We start from the raw sequence: 16,305 nt of genomic DNA, 5'->3' as shown, positions 1-16,305 counted from the left end.
ATAGACACCACTGTGGACAGCACAACCACACCCGCAGCCATCACCGGTGCCGCACACGGTGGTGTGGCATGAGCGAGCCTGCTCGGTCGCTGTACTCGGTGCCCGGCCCGGACACGGCACGGGACGGGGTGGGAGATGCCGGGTGGGAGCTGCCGCTGCCGCTGTCCGCTGCCCAGTCGCTGCCGCCGTTCCCGGTGGCCGCGCTGCCGGGCTGGGTGGCCGACCAGGTCGCCGCGGTCGCCGAAGCTACCCAGACCCCGCCCGATCTCGCCGGGTGCGTCGCGCTGGCCGCGTTGTCGACAGCTGCGGGTGGTCGGGCGGTGGTGCAGGTTCGGCCGGGCTGGGTGGAGCCGGTCAACCTGTACACGGTCGTGGTGATGGAACCGTCCGCGCGGAAGTCGCCGGTGTTCACCGCGATGGTCCGTCCGATCTACGCGCTGGAGAAGGCGTTGCGGGAGGAGGCCAAGGAGAGCATCGAAGCCGCCCGGGTCCGGCGCCGCGCGGCCGAAGCCGCCAGCGAACGCGCGGAGAAGACCGCCGCCACCCTCGACAAGATCGCCGACGACAAAGATCGGGACGCCGCCATCGCTGACGCTGTGGAAGCCGCGCTGTCCGCCGCGGCGATCGACATCCCGGTCGAACCCAAACTCGTGGTCGACGACATCACCCCCGAAAAGGTCGGCACCGTGCTCGCCGAACAAGGCGGCCGGCTCGCGGTCCTGTCGGATGAGGGTGGGATCTTCGCGATCATCGCCGGCCGCTACTCGGGGAGCAGCAACACCAACGTGTTCCTCAAGGGCTACACCGGCACCCAACTACGCGTGGACCGCACCAACCGGCCCAGCGAACTGGTCGAACACCCCGCCCTCACCCTCGGGCTCACCATCCAACCCGCCGTGATCGACGACCTCGGCAACACCGCCATGCTCCGCGGCTCGGGGTTCCTCGCCCGCATCCTCTACTCCCAACCAGTGAGCCTGGTCGGTCACCGCAAAGCCCGCCCCCACCCCGTCCCCGACCACGTCGCGGACGCCTACAACTCCCGGTTGCACACCATCGCCCACACCCTGCACGGGTGGGCGGAGGACCCTGCTCGGTTCGTGTTCGCCGAACACGCCGACGACCTGATGGCCGAACTCCAAGACGACCTGGAAACCAGACTCAACCCGCACGGCGGGGCCTGGGCACACATCGGCGACTGGGGCGGCAAAGCCGCCGGCCAAACCGCTCGACTCGCCGGACTCCTCCACACCGCCATCCACCCAGACAACCCATGGGAACACGAGATCACCGGCGACACCTTCACCCACGCCTGGGAACTGATCGACTACTACGGCGCCCACGCCCTGCACGTCTTCGACCAGATCGGCGCCGACACCGACCTCGACACCGCCCGCCGACTCCAAGACTGGCTCACCCGCACCGGACCTGCCCGGTTCAGCAAACGAGACGCGTTCAAAGCGGTCCGCAACACCACCGTCCAGAAAGTCAACGACCTCGACACCGCGCTCGAACTCCTCACCGACCACGGCCACATCCACCCACAACCCCAACCCGAACGACCCAAAGGCCAACGCGGACGGGCACCCAGCCCCACCTACTGGACCCACCCCACCTACCGCCGTGCCGGCGGCACCGAGCAGGGGGAGGGCACCCGGTGACCCGCACAGAAAGCACAGAAAGCACAGAAACCCCCTGCGGGGCACGTTCCCGCAGGTCACGCCCCCTCTCAACGATCACGGGTGGGGCCGCACAGAAATCCGCAGAATTCGCACACAAATACCCCCACACCCTCCCCAGCCCCCACCTGCTCGGTTCGGTGCAGCGACCTCCCACAGCCACACCCCAGCCACCGCACACCCGGCCCAGACCCCCACCACCGAATTGTGTGCGAAAACTGTGCAATTCTGTGCCGACCACCCCAAGATCACCCCGCAGGTCCCTGACCAGCACAAATAGCACCTCCAGCGGAATTCTGTGCTTTCTGTGCTTTCTGTGCGCCCCCCAGCCACACCCCTGGCCAGGCCCCGTCACCAGCGGCCCTCAACCGCTGGCGTACGGCGTCGCTGCTGACGAACCAGAACGGAGCACGACGTGAAGACCAACGGCTACCTCACCGTTGATCAGTTCTGTACCGAGATGGACATCTCTCCCCGCACCTTCTACGAGTGGCGCGCGAAGAGGCGTGCGCCCCGCTGCATCAAGCTACCGAACAGAGAGCTTCGGATCCGTCGTGCGGAGTTCGAACGGTGGCTTGCCGCGCGCGAGGAGGCCGCCTAGTGTCTACGACTTTCGACGTCAAGTTCTGGAAGATTGAGAAGCGTGAACGCGCGACGAAAACGAATTACCGTGTCGCCTGGTTGGTTAACGGCAGGAAGTTCACGGAGCTTTTCGTAACTGAGCCACTCGCGGACAGCTTCCGTTCGGACCTTGTCGCGGCAGCAAGAAGAGGTGAAGCGTTCGACTGTGACCAAGGCTTGCCGGTGTCGATGATCCGAGCGGAAAATGCGATGTCGTGGTTCGCGTTTGCCGTGAAGTACATCGACATGAAATGGCCTCGTGCGGCGGCGAAATCGCGGGCAGGAAATGCGGATGCACTGGCGACCATCACACCGATGATGTTCTCGACGGATCGAGGCAACCCGGATGCGCGAATTCTTCGGCGGGCGCTTACTGGGTGGGCATTCAACACCAAGAATCGTGACGCCGTCCAGCCGTTGGAGATTGAGCGTGCCTTAAAATGGATGGCGTCAAACACCTTGCCGGTGGCCCGGTTGGAGGATGTGGCGATGCTCCGGCAGGCGCTCGACATGCTGTCCAAGAAACTTGACGGTAAGCAGGCTGCGGCCAAGACGGTCACGCGGAAGCGTGCCGTCCTGTACAACGCACTCGACTACGCGGTGGAGTTGAAGGCCCTATCGGCCAACAATCTGCACGAGGTGAAATGGACTGCTCCGAAGACCGTACGGGCTATCGACAAGCGAGTGGTCATCAACAAGAGCCAGGCGAAGCGGCTGTTGAACGGGGTGGCCGCGCAATGGGTCGAGGACCAGCCACGCCGATCGTCTGGCCCGCGGCTGAAGGCGTTCTTCGCGGTTATGTACTACGCGGCACTGCGGCCGGAGGAGGCCGCGATGCTGAGCAAGCCGGACCTTCAACTTCCGGAGCAAGGCTGGGGAGAACTGCTGTTGTCGCGGACCGCCCCAACCGCGGGAGCGTCCTGGACCGACTCGGGAGAGCGCCGCGATCGGCGGCAGTTGAAGCAGCGGGCGGAGAAGGAGGTCCGACTGGTCCCTTCCCCGCCGCAGCTCACCCAGATCCTCCACGAGCACCTGAAGGAGTTCGGGACAGCTGCGGACGGTCGGCTGTTCCGCAACCTGACCGGGGGCGACCTCGCCGAATCGACCATTGCCCGGGTATGGGGCAAGGCCCGCAGGATCGCTCTGACCGAGGAGGAGTACGCCTCCGCGCTCGCTCGGCGGCCGTATGACCTCCGCCACGCGTGTGTGTCTACCTGGCTGGCCGCCGGCGTGCCGTCGACCCAGTGCGCGGAGTGGGCTGGGCATTCGGTGGGTGTCCTGCACCAGATCTACGCGAAGGTTATCGCTGGGCTGGAGGACGCAGCTCACGAGCGGATCGAGAAGGCGCTCAGCGACGACGAGGACGAGTAGCCCGGGGGGCGAACCCTGGGGGGCGCATGGGGGGTGAGTGGCCGCATACGGGCGCACACAGCCGCATATAGCCGCACCCGGCATGTTCGTGAAGGGGGGCATCTTCGCAGGTGACGGCGCTGGTCAGCACTGGTAGGCGAGGGTGCCCCCGGAGCGATTCGAACGCTCACTGGACGGGTTTTGAATCCGTTGCCTCTGCCGGTTGGGCTACGGGGGCTGGCGCGGGACGACTCTACGGGATCGTTCGTGTGCCGGTCGTCAGGGTTGGCATGTTGACCATGGGGCTTGGCACCGCATCCGCGGGACGGCCACGACACGACCCGGCCGTGTGCTCCAAGTCACCGAGAGTGAACGACACGCCGGGCAGTGTGGCGCACGTCATCCTATTGGCCGAGGTTCTGTTGCTAGCCCGTTAACGTTGTGCTGATCACGCCTTGTATTCGGTCGCGCTGCGGCCTGCCGCCGGTACGCTGGAGGCTCAGACCGATCGCATTCAGGAGGACCCCGGTGACCGATCAGGCTGCCGAGGCCCAGTCCGGCCCGGCCGTGCAGCGAAGCGTGCTCGTCGCGGAGGATGAGGCGCTCATCCGACTCGACCTTGTGGAAATGCTCAAGGAAGAGGGCTACCACGTCGCTGGGGAGGCCGCCGATGGCGAACAGGCCGTCGCGTTGGCTACGGAGCTGCGGCCTGACCTCGTCATTCTTGACGTGAAGATGCCCAAGATGGACGGGATCGACGCCGCTGCTCGCATCGCGGGGGAGCGGATTGCGCCCGTCGTCATACTCACCGCCTTCAGTCAGCGGGACCTCGTGGAGCGGGCGCGGGAGGCCGGGGCCATGGCCTACCTGGTCAAACCCTTTGCCAAGCACGACCTCGTCCCGGCCATCGAGCTCGCCGTCAGTCGCTTCTCCGAACTGCAGGCGCTCGAGCACGAAGTGGCCACGCTCACCGACCGCATGGAGACCCGCAAGCTCATCGAGCGGGCCAAGGGCCTGCTCATGACCAAGCAGGGACTCTCCGAGCCGGAGGCCTTCCGGTGGATCCAGCGCACGGCCATGGACCGCCGGGCCACCATGAAGGCCGTCGCCCAGGCGGTCGTGGAGAACATCACCTGACGGCGAAGTTCAGCACAGCCGACACCGGTCGTTCGCTGCCGTCCATGGCGTACTCGCGTACCTCCATGATGTGCTCTCCCTTCGGTATGCCACCGGTCGCGATCGACACGACATGGTCGCCGCCCAGGCCGGGGCCGTCGGTGTGGGTCGGCACGCTCGCGATCAGCCGGCCGTCCAGCCACACCTGAAAGCCCTGCACGCCATCGATCGAACCGGTCTCCCACTGGGTGGCCGACGCGTCCAGCGACACCTTGAGCAACACCTGCCCTCGGTGCGGTATCACAGTGGTGGTCAGCGGCTCGCCCGCCGAGTTGCACAGCACGGCGTCGATCGACGGCAGTTCGTCCGGCCCCACCGGCCGGGCGGGCTTCAGGTCCGTCGGCGGCGGGCGGCCGCCGCCGATCGGGGTCACCTCCAGGTACGCCTCCACCAGGCGGACCTGCTGGCTCGCCCCGGGCGCGCGCAAGACGAACGGCGTGATCGAGTCCGCGCCCGACACGCCGAGGAACAGCGCCGGCACGTCGGCGGCGACGGTCACCGCCGCCCCGTCCTCGGACGACGGTGCGGCGACCACCGGTTTCGCCGGTACCCGCAGGTCGCCGAACTGGGCCACGACGCCTTTCGGGTCCATGCCGCCCGCCGTCGCGATCGTCGCGACCAGGCGGGCCGAGGTCGCGGTCGTCAGCGGCTTGCGGGCGATCCCCAGCTGCGGGGACTGCTCGGTCAGGTTGAGCACCCGCTGCGTCCCGGCGTTCACCAGCACCTCGTTCACCGGGGGCACCTTCGTCGCCGGGCCGCTGAACCCCGCCGCCAGCACGTGCACCCGCGACCGCCGCCGGTCCGGGCCGCGGAACCCCAGCAGCACCGACGTCGACGTCCACGACGGCACCACGCCGGACCTCGCCACCGCCAGCCCGTCCTGGTAGACCTGCAGCCCGGCCGTCGTCAGCACCACCTCGAACAGGTGCGGTACGCGCGGCCCGCGGGCCGGCGCCGGTAGCACCTCCAGCGGCCCTGGCGTCACCGCGGGCACGTCGGGCGCCGCGTTCACGCGCACACCGGACGAGTCGATGCCGACCCGGATCGTGCCGCCGGGCAGCGTCGGGTCCCGGGCGGGGAGCTCGTTCGCCCGCCGTGCGTCCACGCCGACCCGGTCGACCGGGCCGGGCGCCAGCGTGATCGTCAACTCGCCGCCGACCCCGGCGCTGTCGGTGCGCACCGCCACCCTGCCGAGCTCGCCGGCCGGGGTCGGCGGGGTCAGCGTCATCGGCTGCCGGGCCCGCAGCACCGCCAGGTCCGCGCCGCAGCCCAGCTCGATCGGCAGCCCGTGCCCGTGCTCGGACACCACGTCGACGCAGCCGCGGTACCCGGACAGGTGCCAGTGCTCGTTCAGCCGGGGCGGCTCGCCGAAGTCGTCGTACATCCCGCTCAGCTCGGGCGTCGCGCGCTCACCGGTCTGCTGCGGTGGGACCTGGTCCAGCACCACCGGCGTCGACCGGCGGCCGAACGCGTCGACCGTGCGCACCTCGACCCGCACGCGGCGGGCGGCGTCCAGCGGGCTGAGCAGCACGTCCGGCGAGGCCACCAGCCTCGTGTGCGACTCGCCGCCCTGCCGCCAGCGGACCTCGTAGCCCGTGGCCCCGAACGGCGCCTGCCCACCGGGCAGCCCGTCCGCCCAGGACACCCGCAGCCGGCTCCAGCCCACGGGCGTGGCGACCACGTTGGCCGGCGGAGCGGGCCGCTGGTCCGGGTTCGGCAGCACGACGTAGTCCGCGCCGTACCTGTCGATCACAACCGGCCTCGGCCTGTCGTCACTCTTCGTGTCACTGCTATGGGACTCATCAGTCGCACGGAGAGTGACCACAGCCCCCGCGATGAGCGCGACCGCGCCAAGCCAGATCAGCACGCGTGTTCTGGAGGGCACACCAGAAGCCTAGAAGGGGCAACGCCGATCCAAAGTGGCCTGTTGCGAAGTTGAGATGGTGTTACCTGCGCATGACCGGAAGGTCCGGCTTCGTCCGAAGAGCGGACACGGACGGTCAATTTAGTTGCAGTCTGGTCACGAGGGCTCTTGAGACGTGACTAAGACTGCGCTCGGTTACTAGGTTCCGGCCAGCCCTCCGACATCTTCGGGGGCCGGGTTCGGCATGCTATGCGGCACTGCTCGGACAGATAACGGAGAAAGGGACGTCACGTGCGAAACCAGACGGTGAAAGCCGCGGCTCTGGTAGCAGCTGGTGTGGTGCTGCTCGCGGCTTGCAGCACGAACAAGGATGAGTCGTCGGGTGGTGGCAGTGGCAACCAGTCGAGTAGCTGTGACCAGAGCAAGGGCACCCTCGTCGTCGGCGTCATCGCGCCGCTGAGTGGGGACCTCTCCGCGCTGGGCGCAGGCATCAAGAACGCGTCGCAGCTCGCGGTCGACCAGGCCAACAAGGAGTGCAAGGTCCCGGGCTACAAGCTCGCCCTCGAGCCACTGGACGACGAGCGCGACCCGACGAAGGGCGCCCAGGCCGCGACCAAGCTGGCCTCGGAGGACGGCGTCGTCGGCGTCGTCGGCACGCTGAACTCGTCGGTGGCCCAGAGCGTCGCGCCGATCCTGGCGCAGAACAACATCCTGCAGATCTCGCCGGCCAACACGAACGACGCCCTGACCAAGGGCGAGGACTTCCTGAAGTCCCCCAAGCGGGTCTGGAAGACCTACTTCCGCACCTGCACGGTGGACTCCTTCCAGGGTCCGTACGCGGCGAACTACCTGATCGACAAGGCCGGCAAGAAGAACATCGCCATCGTCACCAATGGTCTGACCTACGGTGAGGGCCTGGCCGACACGTTCACCACGCAGGCGGAGAAGAAGGGCGCGAAGATCGTCACGCGCCAGAAGGTCGGCGAGAACGACACCGACTTCTCCAGCGTGATCGCGGCCATCAAGCCGTTCAACCCGGACGCCGTCTACTTCGGTGGCGAGTACCCGGGCGCCGGCCCGCTGTCGAAGCAGTTGGCCAGCGCGGGCCTGAACGTCCCGGTGATGGGCGGCGACGGCATCTACGACAAGGCGTTCATCGAGCTCGGCGGCAAGGACGGCGACCTCGCCACCTCTGTCGGTGCGCCGACGGACACCCTGGACAGCGCGAAGGCCTTCATCAAGGCCTACGACGGTGCGGGCTTCAAGGAGGGCTACAGCGCCTACGGTGCCTTCGCCTACGACGCCGCCAACGCGATCATCGGCTCGCTGGCCAAGGCCATCGGCAGCGGTGAGTGGAGCTCCGACAAGCGCGACGCGCTGCTGACGGCTGTCGGCGAGTACTCCGCGGACGGTGCCACGGGGACGGTCAAGTTCGACAAGTTCGGTGACAGCACCAACACGGTTCTCACTGTGTACCAGGTCAAGGGCTCCGACTGGGCGCCCGTCCAGACCGGCAAGTTCGAAGGCTGAGCTGACGGGTTTCGACGGATCTCGTGACTTGTGACACGACGGCGGGGGTGGGTCCAACCCACCCCCGCCGTCTATGGAGGCAGATGTGACAACACTGTTACAGCAGATTGCCAACGGTCTCGTGCTCGGAGCGACGATCGGCCTGATCGCCGTCGGCTACACGATGGTCTACGGCATCATCCAGCTGATCAACTTCGCGCATGGCGAAATCTTCATGACCGGCGCGTTCGGGGGACTCGCCGTGTGGCGCTTCGTACCGGGCGTCAAGGACATGGACTGGTACTTCGCCCTGCCGCTCATGCTCGTCGGCGGCGTGGTCGTCTCGGTGACCATCGCGGTGCTCATGGAGCGCTTCGCCTATCGGCCATTACGCAACGCGCCCCGACTGGCACCCCTGATCACCGCGCTCGGCGTGTCGATCGGGCTTCAGGAGGCGGTGCGGATCTGGTTCCCGGACGCCGACCGTTCCCAGTCGTTCCCCCGGGAGTTCGTCAAGACCCAGGTCAGCATCGGCCCCATCGAGGTGCCAGCCACCGGGCTGTTGCTGATCGCGGTCTCGATCGCGCTCGGCGCGCTGGTGCAGTTCTACATCAACAAGTCCCGGCTCGGCCGCGCCATGCGGGCGACCTCGCAGGATCCGGACACCGCACGGCTGATGGGCGTCAACCCGGACCGGGTGATCGTGCTGACGTTCGTGATCGGCGCGATCCTCGCCGGTGTGGCCGGCGTCCTGTACGGGATGCACGTCCAGACGCTCGGCGTCCGCGCCGGCTTCCAGAACGGCATCTTCGCCTTCACCGCCGCCGTCCTCGGTGGCATCGGCAGCCTGCCCGGCGCCGTGGTCGGCGCCTTCGTCATCGGGATGGTCAAGACACTCGGCGGCCAGTACCTGCCCGGCGGTACCCAGTACGACTACGTGTGGATCTTCGTGGTCCTCATCCTCGTGCTGGTGTTCCGGCCGCAGGGTCTGTTCGGTGAGTCGGAGAAGGTGCGCGCATGAGCAGACTCACCGCCATGGTTCCGCGCACCCTCGGCAGGCCGCTCAGTGCGATCGGCGGGTTGCTGCTGCTGATCGCGGCTTTGCTGCCGTGGGCGACCTTCGTCCTGAACGAGGGTGCGTACCCGGAGAAGTCGACACTGCAGTTCTTCGACGCGCCGTTCGAGCTCACCGGGTTCCGGTGGCACCTGCTGCTCTTCGGCGTGGCCGCGCTGGTCGTCACGTTCGTTCCGCTCCCCAGCAAGGGGCGCGTGCTGCGTGCGGTCGGTTGGGGCGGTCTGGCGATCTCACTGGTCAACGCCGTCTTCATCACCTCGGAGGGTGGTGGGATCGGCGCGATCACCGCCGCGGACGGCAACTTCGCGTTCGGCAGCATCGTCGGCTTCATCGGCGGGCTCGCGCTGATCTTCGGCAGCGCGGGGATCGGTCTCGCGGAAATCCCGCGGCTGCCGGACCTGCCGCGGGTCGTCGAGTACCTGGTGCTGCTGGTCGCGTTCGCGGCCACGCTGTGGCTGGTGTCGGAGACGCTGACCGCGGGTGGTTCGGCGGGTGTGTCCTCGCCGTACGCCGGCGCGGTGTTCCTGGCGTTCCTCGGCATGGCCGGCGGGTTGCTCGGCGCGCTGCACGGGGTCGGGGTCACCGGCTGGATCTCCCAGATGTCCGAGCGGCACCGGGCGTTCTCCGTCATCGTGCTGCTGGTCTGCGCCGCGGCCCTGCCGTTCACCAGTGCCGGCACGCAGTACTGGATGAACGTCGCCGGGACCGTCGGCATCTACGCGGCCACCGCGATCGGCCTGAACATCGTGGTCGGCCTGGCCGGTCTGCTGGACCTCGGGTACGTGGCGTTCATGGGCATCGGCGCCTTCGTGTCCGCGAACCTGTCCGGTGCGGCGGCCGCGAAACTCGGCATCACGCTGCCGTTCCCGGTCGCCGCGGTGATCGCCGCGGTGATCGTCGGCGTCTTCGGTGTCATCGTCGGCTCGCCGACGCTGCGGGTGCGCGGTGACTACCTGGCCATCGTGACCCTGGCGTTCGGTGAGATCTTCACCCGCTCGGCGCAGAACAACGTCGGCGACCTCACCGGTGGCGCGAACGCGATCCCGAGCATTCCGCCCATCGCGGTCGGCGGGCTCCAGTTCAACGAGCCGATCGACCTGTTCGGCACGAAACTGCCGTCCGGGGTGATGTACTACTTCCTCATCACCCTGCTGGTCGCGCTCGTCATGGCGGTGTTCGCCAACCTGAAGAACAGCCGCATCGGCCGGGCGTGGATCGCCATCCGCGAGGACGAGGACGTCGCCCGCGCCATGGGCATCAAGACCGGGAAGATGAAGATCCTGGCCTTCCTGACCGGTTCGATGCTGGCGGGCCTCGCCGGCGCGGTGTTCGCGCACAAGCTGGGCACCGCGTCCTACGACGCGTTCACCTTCCTGCAGTCGGTGACGCTGCTCGCGGCGGTCATCCTCGGCGGCATGGGCTCGATCCCCGGCGCGGTGATGGGTGCCGCGCTGCTGTTCGTGCTGCCGGAGAAGCTGCGTGAGTTCGAGGACTACCGGCTCCTGCTGTTCGGCCTGGCGCTGATCCTGATCATGCGGTTCCGGCCGCAGGGTCTGGTGCCCGACCGGTTGCGCAGGGCGGAGTTCGCGGGTGAGACGCCCGACGGCAAGCCCATCGAGGAGGTCGAGGAGCAGGCGGTGCTGGAGCACGAGCACGAGCTCGAGTCGTCGAAGGGAAGTAAGGCGTGAACGCGGCGGCCAGGCACAGCATGACCGAGACCGTGCTCGAGGCCAGCGGGGTCACCATGATCTTCGGTGGCCTCACCGCGCTCAACGACGTCACGATGACCCTCGGCGAGGGCCGGATCGTCGGTCTGATCGGGCCGAACGGCGCCGGCAAGACGACGTTCTTCAACTGCCTCACCGGGCTGTACACCCCGACCCGGGGCTCGGTCCGGCTCCGGGGCGCGGAGCTGCCGTCCGACCCGGCGAAGGTCACGGTGGCGGGCATCGCGCGGACGTTCCAGAACGTCCGGCTGTTCCCCAACATGTCCGTGCTGGAGAACGTGCTGGTGGGCCGGCACATCCAGATGAAGCAGGGGCCGGTCGCGTCCCTGTTGCACGGGCCGGGCTTCCGCCGCAGCGAACGTGCGGCGCGGGCACGCTCCCGGGAGCTGCTGGAGTTCGTCGGCCTGACCGGCGACGAGAGCACGGCGGCACGCAACCTGCCCTACGGTGACCAGCGGCGGCTGGAGATCGCGCGGGCGCTCGCCACCGAGCCCGCGGTGCTCCTGCTCGACGAGCCGACCGCGGGCATGAACCCGCAGGAGACCGAGGCCGCCCGGCAGCTGATCTTCCGGATCAGGGACACCGGCGTCTCGGTCGTGGTCATCGAGCACGACACCAAGTTCATCTTCTCCCTGTGCGACTCGGTCTCCGTGCTCGTGCAGGGTGAGGTGCTGGTGGAGGGCCCACCGGAGACGGTGCGCGACGACCCGAGGGTGATCGAGGCCTACCTCGGCAAGCCACGCGAGGAGGTCGAGGCCGAGGTGGCCGAGGCGGCGACCACGGTCATGCCCCGGTACAGCGACACCCAGGCTGGCGATCCGAAGACCGAGGTCATCGACCGGTACAGGGAGGACCAGCCGTGACGGCGCTCTTGGAAGTCAGCGAGCTCAGCGTCGCCTACGGTGCGATCGAGGCCGTCCGCAACGTGTCGTTCGTCGTCGAGGAGGGGCAGATCGTGTGCCTCATCGGGGCGAACGGCGCGGGGAAGTCGACCACGCTGCGCACCATCTCCGGACTGCTCCGGCCACGGGGCGGTGACATCCGGTTCGAAGGCAAGTCGCTCATCAAGGAGCCGGCGCACAGCATCCTGTCCCGCGGTATCGCGCACTCTCCGGAGGGCAGGCGGGTGTTCGCGCGGATGACCGTCGAGGAGAACCTGCTCCTCGGCGCGTACACCCGCAAGGACGAGTCCGGCGTGCAGACCGACATCAAGCGTGTGTTCGAGCTGTTCCCCGTGCTGGGGGAGCGGCGCACGCAGAAGGCCGGCCTGTTCTCCGGTGGTGAGCAGCAGATGCTCGCGATCGGCCGCGCCATGATGTCGAAGCCCAGGCTGCTCATGCTGGACGAGCCGTCGATGGGTCTCTCGCCGATCATGACGCAGCTGATCTTCGACACGATCAAGGAACTGCAGCAGCAGGGGACGACGATCCTCCTGGTCGAGCAGAACGCGCTCGCCGCGTTGGCGCTGTCCGACCGCGGGTACGTCGTCGACCTCGGCGCGACCACGCTCGAGGGCCCCGGTCACGAGCTGCTCGCGGACCAACGGGTGCGCGAGGCGTACCTCGGTCAGTAGCCGATGGCGGGAAAGGCGCTTTCAGCACGTGCTGAAAGCGCCTTTCCTGTCTTCAGGCGCCGGGGGCCGAGTCGCGGAGTACGCAGGTCAGGCGAGCCGTGCAGGTGCGCCTGCCCTCCTCGTCGGTGATCACGATCTCGAACGTGGAGGTCGAGCGGCCCGTGTGGACCGGGGTCGCCACGCCCGTGACGTAGCCGCTGCGGGCGGCGCGGTGGTGGGTGCAGGACAGCTCCAGCCCGAGCGCCACCCGGCCCGCCGGGGCGTTGAGCGCGGCCGCCACCGAGCCGATGGTCTCCGCGAGCGTGGCGTTCGCGCCGCCGTGGAGCAGGCCGTACGGCTGGAGGTTGCCGGCCACGGGCATCGTGGCGACCACACGCTGAGCGTCCCACTCCTTGATCTCGATGCCCATCCTCGTGGGAAGCCACTGGTCGACGAGGTCCTGCCGGACACCCGGCAGGCTCTCCGGGAAGTTGGCCACACGGTCTCCTAGCTGGTCATACGGGGTCTGCGGAGAATTGTCGGTGACCCACCCTAGACTCGCAGGGTGCCTGAGACGCCCGCCACAGATTCTGTCAAGACCTCCGAGCGCCGGTTGCTGCTCATCGACGGTCACTCGATGGCCTACCGGGCTTTCTACGCGCTCAAGGACGCGAACCTGGTCACCAAGACCGGGCAGCACACCGAGGGCGTGTACGGGTTCACGTCGATGCTGATCAACCTGCTGCGCGACGAGAAGCCGACGCACATCGCCGTGTGTTTCGACGTCTCACGCAAGACCTTCCGCAGCGAGCAGTACGCCGAGTACAAGGCGAACCGGTCCGCGACGCCGGACGAGTTCAAGGGCCAGATCAGCCTGATCAAGGACGTGCTGGAGACGCTGGCCATCCAGGCGCTGGAGAAGGACGGCTTCGAGGCGGACGACCTCATCGCGACGCTCACCACCCAGGCGACCGCGGTCGGCTACCAGGTGCTCATCCTCACGGGCGACCGCGACGCGTTCCAGCTGGTCAACGACCAGGTCACCGTCATCTACCCGACCCGTGGCGTGTCCACGGTGAGCCGGATGGACCCGGAGGCGGTGCACACCAAGACCGGGGTGCGTCCCGACCAGTACGCCGACTACGCGGCGCTGCGTGGCGACCCGTCGGACAACCTCCCGAAGATCCCGAGCGTCGGCGAGAAGACCGTGGCCAAGTGGATCAACCAGTACGGCACGCTGAACGAGCTGATCGACCGGGTCGACGAGGTCAAGGGCAAGGTGGGCGACGCGCTGCGGGACAACCTGTCCAACGTGATGATGAACCGCCAGCTCACCGAGCTGGTGAAGGACGTGCCGCTGGAGCTGGCGCCCGACGACCTGGCGGTCCGGCAGTGGGACCGCAACGCGGTGCACCAGCTGTTCGACGACCTGGAGTTCCGGGTGCTGCGCGAGCGGCTGTTCGGTGAGCTGGAGGCGGCCGTGCCCGAGGCCGAGCACGGCTTCGAGGTGACCGGCGGCACGTTCGAGCCGGGCAAGCTGGGGTCCTGGCTGTCGGCGAACTCCCCGGCCGGCACCCGAATGGGACTGTCGTTCCAGCTCAGCTCGACCGGTGTCGGCGGGGAGGCCATCGAGTTGCGCTCCGTGGCGCTCGCGCGAGCCGATGGCATCGGCGTGTACGTCGACGTCACCGCCTTGGACGAAACCGACGAGCAGGCGCTCGCGGGGTGGCTGGCCGACGAGTCGATGCCGAAGCTGACCTACGACGTCAAGCCGTCGCTGCACGCGCTGCGCCACCGCGGCTGGACGCTGGCCGGACTCGTGACCGACACGCAGCTGGCGGCGTACCTGGTGCGGCCCGGCCAGCGGTCGTTCGCGCTCGACGACCTGGTGTTGCGGTACCTGAAGCGTGAGCTGCGGGTGGAGCAGCAGCCGGAGGAGCGGCAGCTGTCGCTGCTGGACGGCCTGGACGGCGACGACGAGAAGGTCGCCGAGGGCGAGATCGTGCGGGCACGGGCGATCGCGGAGCTGGCCGACGCGCTGGCGGTGGCGCTGGACGAGACCGGTCAGGCCGCGCTGCTCACGGACATGGAACTGCCGCTGCTGCGGGTGCTCGCCGAGCTGGAGGCGGTCGGCATCGCGGTGGACACGGCGCAGCTGGCGTCGCTGGAGGCGCACTTCGGGTCGCGGGTGAAGCACGCCGAGCAGGACGCGTTCCGGGTCATCGGCAAGGAGATCAACCTGGGGTCGCCGAAGCAGCTGCAGGTGGTGCTGTTCGACGAGCTGGAGATGCCCAAGACCAAGCGCACCAAGACCGGCTACACGACCGACGCGGACGCGCTGACCGGGTTGTTCGAGCAGACCGAGCACCCGTTCCTGGCGCACCTGCTGGAGCATCGGGACGCGATGCGGTTGAAGATCACGGTCGAGGGCCTGATCAAGTCGGTGTCCGACGACGGCCGCATCCACACGACGTACAGCCAGACGATCGCGGCGACGGGCCGTCTGTCGTCGACGGAACCGAACCTGCAGAACGTCCCGATCAGGACGGACGAGGGCCGCACGATCCGCGACACGTTCGTGGTGGGCCCGGACTTCGACGCGTTGATGACCGCGGACTACTCGCAGATCGAGATGCGGATCATGGCGCACCTGTCGGGCGACAAGGCGTTGATCGAGTCGTTCAACTCCGGACACGACTTCCACGCGGCGACCGCGGCGCGAGTGTTCGCTGTGGAGCCGACGGAGGTCACCGGCGCCCAGCGAGCGAAGATCAAGGCGATGAACTACGGGCTGGCGTACGGGTTGTCGGCGTACGGGCTGTCCCAACAGCTGCGCATCTCCACGGAGGAGGCGCGCGGCCTGATGGAGGAGTACTTCGCCAGGTTCGGCGGAGTGCGTGACTACCTGCAGGAGATCGTGGCACAGGCCAGGAAGGACGGCTACACGTCGACGATCTTCGGTCGCCGGCGCTACCTGCCGGACCTGACCTCGGACAACCGTCAGCGTCGCGAGATGGCTGAGCGGATGGCCCTCAACGCGCCGATCCAGGGGAGCGCGGCGGACATCATCAAGGTCGCGATGCTCAATGTGGACCGTGAGCTTGCCGGCCTGCGGTCGCGGATGTTGCTGCAGGTGCACGACGAGCTGGTGCTCGAGGTGCGCGAGGATGAGCGTGTCGAGGCGGAAGCGTTGGTGCGCAAGGGGATGGGGTCCGCGTACAAGTTGGACGTGCCGTTGGATGTGTCGGTCGGGTTTGGTCGCTCCTGGAACGATGCCGCTCACTGAGGGTTGTGTCTCTGGTTGCTAGCCGGGCCGGCCGGGGGGCGGGGCCGGGGGTGTGGTGGGCGAGGGTTGGGCCGGGGGCTGGTTGGGTGGGGCTGGTTGAACTTCGTGGGCGTTAGGTGGGTTGTCGTCTAGCGCTTTGCCTCAGGCATCTGTGCCGGCAGTGTCAACGCCCCCAGGTTGCCGTGCTCGGCGGCCGGCTCCCGTGCGGTCGTGAAGCGTGGCGCCGTGGGCCTTCCGCCACGACTCTGCGTGGTTCTCGCCATGGCTCTGGTCTCTTCTCGCTCTTGTTCCCTGCTCGCTCTCGTTGGCCTTCTCTGCTCCGCCCCGTTTTCCGCCCGGTGTCCATCGTGGCCCTATGCTTGCTGCCTTGCTGCCTTGCTGCCTTGCTGCCTTGCTGCCTTGCTGCCTTGCTGCCTTGCTGCCTTGCTGCCTTGCTGCCTTGCTGCCTTGCTGCCTTGCTGCCTTG

Annotated in this window: 12 protein-coding genes and 1 tRNA gene; 10 read left to right on the top strand and 3 right to left on the bottom strand. The window is 67.9% G+C overall.

The features are described 5' to 3' along the window. The first annotated feature begins 68 nt into the window (after window positions 1-68). The 3 genes from VET29_RS22970 (at window position 69) to VET29_RS22960 (ending at window position 3,671) form a co-directional block, all read left to right on the top strand. Window positions 69-1,661, top strand: a complete 1,593-nt coding sequence (locus tag VET29_RS22970; RefSeq protein ID WP_324923839.1) for a YfjI family protein — start codon at window positions 69-71, stop codon at window positions 1,659-1,661. A gap of 433 nt (window positions 1,662-2,094) precedes the next feature. After that, entirely contained in the window at window positions 2,095-2,280 is a 186-nt protein-coding gene (locus tag VET29_RS22965) for a helix-turn-helix domain-containing protein (RefSeq protein WP_324923837.1), read from the top strand. Continuing rightward, window positions 2,280-3,671 (top strand): tyrosine-type recombinase/integrase, encoded by a 1,392-nt coding sequence (locus VET29_RS22960; RefSeq protein ID WP_324923835.1) that lies wholly within the window; start codon window positions 2,280-2,282, stop codon window positions 3,669-3,671. Before VET29_RS22965 ends, VET29_RS22960 begins: the two co-directional genes overlap by 1 nt. Before the next feature lie 143 nt (window positions 3,672-3,814). On the opposite strand, the gene VET29_RS22955 is transcribed toward VET29_RS22960, so the two are convergent. Next, window positions 3,815-3,888, bottom strand: a tRNA-Leu gene (locus tag VET29_RS22955). A 290-nt stretch (window positions 3,889-4,178) separates the two neighbouring features. On the opposite strand from VET29_RS22955, the gene VET29_RS22950 reads away from it, so the two are divergent. Then, a complete protein-coding gene (locus VET29_RS22950; protein ID WP_324923833.1) occupies window positions 4,179-4,787 on the top strand; it encodes an ANTAR domain-containing response regulator in 609 nt (202 codons plus the stop codon). Here VET29_RS22950 and VET29_RS22945 read toward each other — a convergent pair. Continuing rightward, on the bottom strand, window positions 4,780-6,579 hold the full coding sequence (locus VET29_RS22945) for a fibronectin type III domain-containing protein (protein ID WP_324923831.1): 1,800 nt from the start codon (window positions 6,577-6,579) through the stop codon (window positions 4,780-4,782). The genes VET29_RS22950 and VET29_RS22945 overlap by 8 nt on opposite strands. Before the next feature lie 402 nt (window positions 6,580-6,981). Between VET29_RS22945 and VET29_RS22940 the strand changes: the two genes are divergently transcribed. The 5 genes from VET29_RS22940 (at window position 6,982) to VET29_RS22920 (ending at window position 12,574) form a co-directional block, all read left to right on the top strand. Then, window positions 6,982-8,220: a branched-chain amino acid ABC transporter substrate-binding protein gene (locus VET29_RS22940; RefSeq protein ID WP_324923828.1), complete on the top strand. Its 1,239-nt coding sequence runs from the start codon at window positions 6,982-6,984 to the stop codon at window positions 8,218-8,220. 85 nt (window positions 8,221-8,305) lie between these two features. Further along, window positions 8,306-9,220: a branched-chain amino acid ABC transporter permease gene (locus tag VET29_RS22935; protein ID WP_324923826.1), complete on the top strand. Its 915-nt coding sequence runs from the start codon at window positions 8,306-8,308 to the stop codon at window positions 9,218-9,220. After that, window positions 9,217-10,962, top strand: a complete 1,746-nt coding sequence (locus tag VET29_RS22930) for a branched-chain amino acid ABC transporter permease (RefSeq protein ID WP_324923824.1) — start codon at window positions 9,217-9,219, stop codon at window positions 10,960-10,962. Before VET29_RS22935 ends, VET29_RS22930 begins: the two co-directional genes overlap by 4 nt. Then, window positions 10,959-11,864, top strand: coding sequence for an ABC transporter ATP-binding protein (locus VET29_RS22925; RefSeq protein ID WP_324923822.1), 906 nt, complete (start codon window positions 10,959-10,961; stop codon window positions 11,862-11,864). Before VET29_RS22930 ends, VET29_RS22925 begins: the two co-directional genes overlap by 4 nt. Next, window positions 11,861-12,574: an ABC transporter ATP-binding protein gene (locus VET29_RS22920; RefSeq protein WP_324923820.1), complete on the top strand. Its 714-nt coding sequence runs from the start codon at window positions 11,861-11,863 to the stop codon at window positions 12,572-12,574. Before VET29_RS22925 ends, VET29_RS22920 begins: the two co-directional genes overlap by 4 nt. 52 nt (window positions 12,575-12,626) lie before the next feature. Here VET29_RS22920 and VET29_RS22915 read toward each other — a convergent pair whose 3' ends face one another. After that, the gene (locus tag VET29_RS22915) at window positions 12,627-13,052 is read right to left on the bottom strand and encodes a hotdog fold thioesterase (protein ID WP_414636574.1); all 426 of its coding nucleotides are present in this window, start codon (window positions 13,050-13,052) and stop codon (window positions 12,627-12,629) included. 66 nt (window positions 13,053-13,118) lie between these two features. Between VET29_RS22915 and polA the strand changes: the two genes are divergently transcribed. Further along, window positions 13,119-15,839: a DNA polymerase I gene (gene polA, locus VET29_RS22910; RefSeq protein WP_324923818.1), complete on the top strand. Its 2,721-nt coding sequence runs from the start codon at window positions 13,119-13,121 to the stop codon at window positions 15,837-15,839. Window positions 15,840-16,305: the final 466 nt, after the last annotated feature.

This window comes from Actinophytocola sp., from assembly GCF_035634895.1.
Taxonomy (GTDB): Bacteria; Actinomycetota; Actinomycetes; order Mycobacteriales; family Pseudonocardiaceae; genus Actinophytocola.
The sequence above is the reverse complement of the archived record's forward strand: the minus strand, read 5'-3'. Positions and strand labels throughout refer to the sequence as shown.